Consider the following 3,891-nt stretch of genomic DNA (forward strand, 5'->3'; position numbering starts at 1 on the left):
GATACAAGGCGGCTATAAACAAACTATAATATAAAATTACGAGCAAAAATAATTGAAAAATCTGAGTCATTAAATAGGCTTTAATGCGATTTCTTTTCGTAATGATATAACAACAAATAAAATAACACCAACAAAACAAGAATAGAAAACCAAAGAAACTATCTGGGGGAATGAGCCCTTTTTCAACTGATGTCAATTGCGTAACTAGTTCATGTCCAGCTTCACTAGCCATTCGAAATAGGTTTATCGGTAAAGATGTCCCAAGCATAATCATCAATGAAAAAAAAGGCGCTACAAAAATTATCTTTACTAAGTTTAATCTTCGAGTTGGATCGAGTGCATCATTAATATCTTTTTGTATCTTATCCATTTATTCTCTCCTATTATCCAAACAAGGATGAGGCAGCCTTCAGACCACCATTGAAAAAATCAGAAACATTCTTGCCCACACTTTTGACAGTCTCCAAGCCCTGGTGGATTCCTTTCCCGATAGATTCCACTCCTGATTCAACCACGTCTACAGCACCATAAGCTATATTTTTAGCTCCTTCATAAAAAGCCTTTTTCTGATCAGGGAAGAATACAGAGCCTGCAAGATTAAATGTACCTACTACAAGACCAGTGATGGCTCCAGCAACCACATTCCCCCCAAAGCAGTTCCTGCCTTAGCTCCAAGCCACATACCATCTAGGGGGCCAACGTTAGATAGGGTATCAATGGTACCACCGATTACAGACTTCCCGATTTTCCCTACAGCTGTCTTCGAATCGGTCTTGGAATTATTGTAGTTCTTATAGATATTGACTCCCTCTTCTACGGCCAATACACCCCAAGCTACAGTTTCTCCTCCAAATTTGATCTTATCACTTTTTATAAAATCCTTTGCTACATTACCAATCCCTGTTGCATACTCTCCCATTAGAAAAGATGCTGCTGTTTTGACATGCTTCAGTCCCTTTGTAAAAGGCGCTAAAACCTTACTGAATTTACTAACCCATTTACTGCTTTTTAGTGCATAGGGCAGATCCATCATAAAGGTTAATACTTTTTCTACCAACGGGGAGCTTTGGAGAGCCTGACCTATTTCTTTACTATATAAGAGTGTTTGGAATGATATTCCCTTACCACTTCCTGTATATAAAGTTTCCAGCAATTTTGATGCATCTTCAATACCTTTGATCCTATCCGCCGCAGCTTTTGCCCATTTCCCAAGATCTTTGACATCTATTCCAAGGAGCTTAGCGATTGCTTCTTTTTCACCTATTCCTGTTAAACTGGATATAAAAGCAACAAAGCTCTCTCTGACTTTTATTACCTCTACTTGTGAACTAATATTCTGATCAATCCCAGAAATTGCTGATGCAACCGTTTGAGAGTCTGTTCCTTTTGAGACATCCGAAAACTTGGCACTATACTGTTTGTCTAGACTAACTACTCCATTTAGAGGATTACCATCTCCCTCTGAGGACATTTTCGTTAATTGTGTTTCATATTCTTTCAGTGTTTCTAATTTGCTCTTAGCGCTCGTATAAGAGGCAAAGTTCTCTACAACACTAATATCTTGATTATCTAGTGTACTAATATTCGTACTAACCTTACTTAAAAAATTATTTTCAACGTCAGTAATCAAATCCGAGACTTTATCCTTAAACTCACTTGATTTACTGTAATATTCACTCATTGGAATCGTAAATACCCCATCAGCCATGCAAATCCTCCTTATTTCTTATTCACTGCCTGCTTAGCAGCTTCATCTGCTTTTTTTATAATCTCTTCTACTTGTTTCGCATTTTCCTTGGTCGTATGCCAATTGGTCTTTGCTTTCGTTAATTTTGAAGTTAAATCATCAATCGCAGTTTCCAATGCAGTAGCTGCTTCACCCTTAAGACTTGAACTAACGGATGTTTTTACATTTCCCAATTCTGTAATCAAGCTATCAAACCCATCTCCGATTTTTTGCAATTCATCTTGAAACTGTTTATGTTGACCAGAATCGTATTTTATTTCTCCCATAATTCATTCTCCTCACTTAAAATGAAACAGAAGATTCTGCAGACGAGATTTCTTCCGCAAAACTTTTTGCACTTTCAGACAATACAATGCATTCTGCCGCTAACACCTTTTGGTTTTTTAATTCTGAATCTACTTTATTAAATAATTTGGTATATCCATCCCCCAACAAATCACTTTGAAATAAACTAAATTGGGCAGTAGAAGTTGTCACACTTTCTGTATAATTATCAACCATTTGTATCAATTTCTCAACTGACGATACAAATGTTTCCTTGTCCATCTTGATAGTAGCCATGTTGCCTCCTAATAAACCATGCTTAATAGATAATCACGTACACTCGAATCCAAATCTGCTTGACTAATAGAATAATAGATAAGATTCTTATTGTTTGTCGAATCTTCTGAATCGTACACCATACCCAATCTCCAACGATTCAAGGAAACCTCCATATCAAATATCGCTTGAATTTGGGATATTCTACCATCTATCTCACTTAGAAAGCTTGCTTTTTTGGCAGAAATATCCGCACAGTCTGTTTTAATTATTTGAACATAATCATCAAACTTTAAGCAAGCATTTCCTTCCCATCCAGAAATCTCTGAAGAAATACCTGATACACTATCTGTCGTATCCCCTCCCGTTATTGCAGCTTTAAAAGTTTTTAAAGCTGCAATTCTTTCCTTATAATTCATCTGTGACCACCTCCATCAAAGTTTTGTTTAATCTATTTTCTTTTTAGGGATTGTAAGAGAGTTCTCCCAATTTTGATAAATTTCTATAAAGCGTTCTTCCTCTTCATCCACAAAACCTTTGAAAACAACTCGATCAATATTTTCTTGATTAAAGAATATTGTATTATTTGGATTGATGCCACTCGGGTAAAGGCAGCCCATATAATCAACAAACATTTCAGAGTTTGTCTCTTGATCCTGATAAACGACCCCACGACCGATAATCATGAGTTTTTCTGTTCCTTCTTTTAAATAGACTACTGTTCCTAATGGATATAGTTTTTCTGACATAGTTTATTCCTCGATTTCTTGTTTGATTAATTTCACTTTTTGGGCTCTTCCTTTATCATAAATATAGGCTTGATCCCAGTCTAATTTTTCCTCTCGACTATTTGAATTATGTTCAATAATCGTTTGATCATATAATCGCATCGCAATAACTGCTGTAGTAATATTTTCCTTAATGCCTTTAATCACAGGATGTACTTTAAAGAATACCGATTTTGAACCTGCAGTAATAAAGTGCAAACCGTATTTATAAGCGTTAATATACAATTGATAAAAATCATCTTCAGATATAGAAACTCTCTCAACAAAAGAAGCCAGGTCCGGTATAATAATAAAGGTCTGAACATCTTTTGGAGTGTTTTTCCTATTTCTTATCTCTATATCAAGATTGCTAAATAGCTCTATGATATCTTCTCCTGAAATATATGCATTCACCTTTTCCTTTAAGAATGAATACTCTTCGTTAGAATCTACTAACAATACATGACCATTGTCTAGACAGCGATTAATGACACTAATTAGATGGCAAATTGCACACTGAAGAGATTGCTTACTTTCTGATAAAACTACAATATTTTTTAGTGTAGATAGATTAATTGGGATAATCTCAGCTTCCTCGCAACTAATCGCAATCGGCAACTCACCATTCTGAATTGCTTCTTGAGTTGTAGGCAAATTGAGAAATACATCCATGGTCAACTCCTCTGGCACCATCGGGATGGCACTTGGGCGCTGTCCTGTCCAAGCTTCTTGGAGAGAAGCGACTTCCTGGCGCAGGTTGTTGAGAACCTGGGTGTCATTGATTCCTGAGACTGGGAGAGCTAACTGGATAACATCCACCTCTTCACGTTTCATCAG

The 3,891-nt window shown here is 36.4% G+C and carries 6 protein-coding genes and 2 pseudogenes; all 8 read right to left on the minus strand.

Translation table 11 applies throughout. The annotated features are described in order from the left end of the window. Positions 1-370: pseudogene (locus tag SORDD16_RS08880) on the minus strand (hypothetical protein); the annotation flags it as partial. A gap of 13 nt (positions 371-383) precedes the next feature. After that, positions 384-641: a hypothetical protein gene (locus SORDD16_RS12000; RefSeq protein WP_241734044.1), complete on the minus strand. Its 258-nt coding sequence runs from the start codon at positions 639-641 to the stop codon at positions 384-386. Then, on the minus strand, positions 611-1,708 hold the full coding sequence (locus SORDD16_RS08885) for a hypothetical protein (RefSeq protein WP_241734045.1): 1,098 nt from the start codon (positions 1,706-1,708) through the stop codon (positions 611-613). Before SORDD16_RS08885 ends, SORDD16_RS12000 begins: the two co-directional genes overlap by 31 nt. Before the next feature lie 11 nt (positions 1,709-1,719). Further along, on the minus strand, positions 1,720-2,013 hold the full coding sequence (locus tag SORDD16_RS08890) for a hypothetical protein (RefSeq protein WP_061453175.1): 294 nt from the start codon (positions 2,011-2,013) through the stop codon (positions 1,720-1,722). 16 nt (positions 2,014-2,029) lie between these two features. Beyond that, entirely contained in the window at positions 2,030-2,308 is a 279-nt protein-coding gene (locus SORDD16_RS08895) for a hypothetical protein (RefSeq protein WP_000201153.1), read from the minus strand. Positions 2,309-2,316: 8 nt separating this feature from the next. Continuing rightward, positions 2,317-2,706, minus strand: coding sequence for a hypothetical protein (locus SORDD16_RS08900; RefSeq protein ID WP_061453176.1), 390 nt, complete (start codon positions 2,704-2,706; stop codon positions 2,317-2,319). Between the two features lie 27 nt (positions 2,707-2,733). Continuing rightward, on the minus strand, positions 2,734-3,036 hold the full coding sequence (locus SORDD16_RS08905) for a DUF4176 domain-containing protein (protein ID WP_061453177.1): 303 nt from the start codon (positions 3,034-3,036) through the stop codon (positions 2,734-2,736). Positions 3,037-3,039: 3 nt separating this feature from the next. Further along, positions 3,040-3,891: pseudogene (locus SORDD16_RS08910) on the minus strand (type VII secretion protein EssC); the annotation flags it as partial.

The sequence above is a fragment of the Streptococcus oralis genome, from assembly GCF_001578945.1.
Lineage (GTDB): Bacteria > Bacillota > Bacilli > Lactobacillales > Streptococcaceae > Streptococcus > Streptococcus oralis_Q.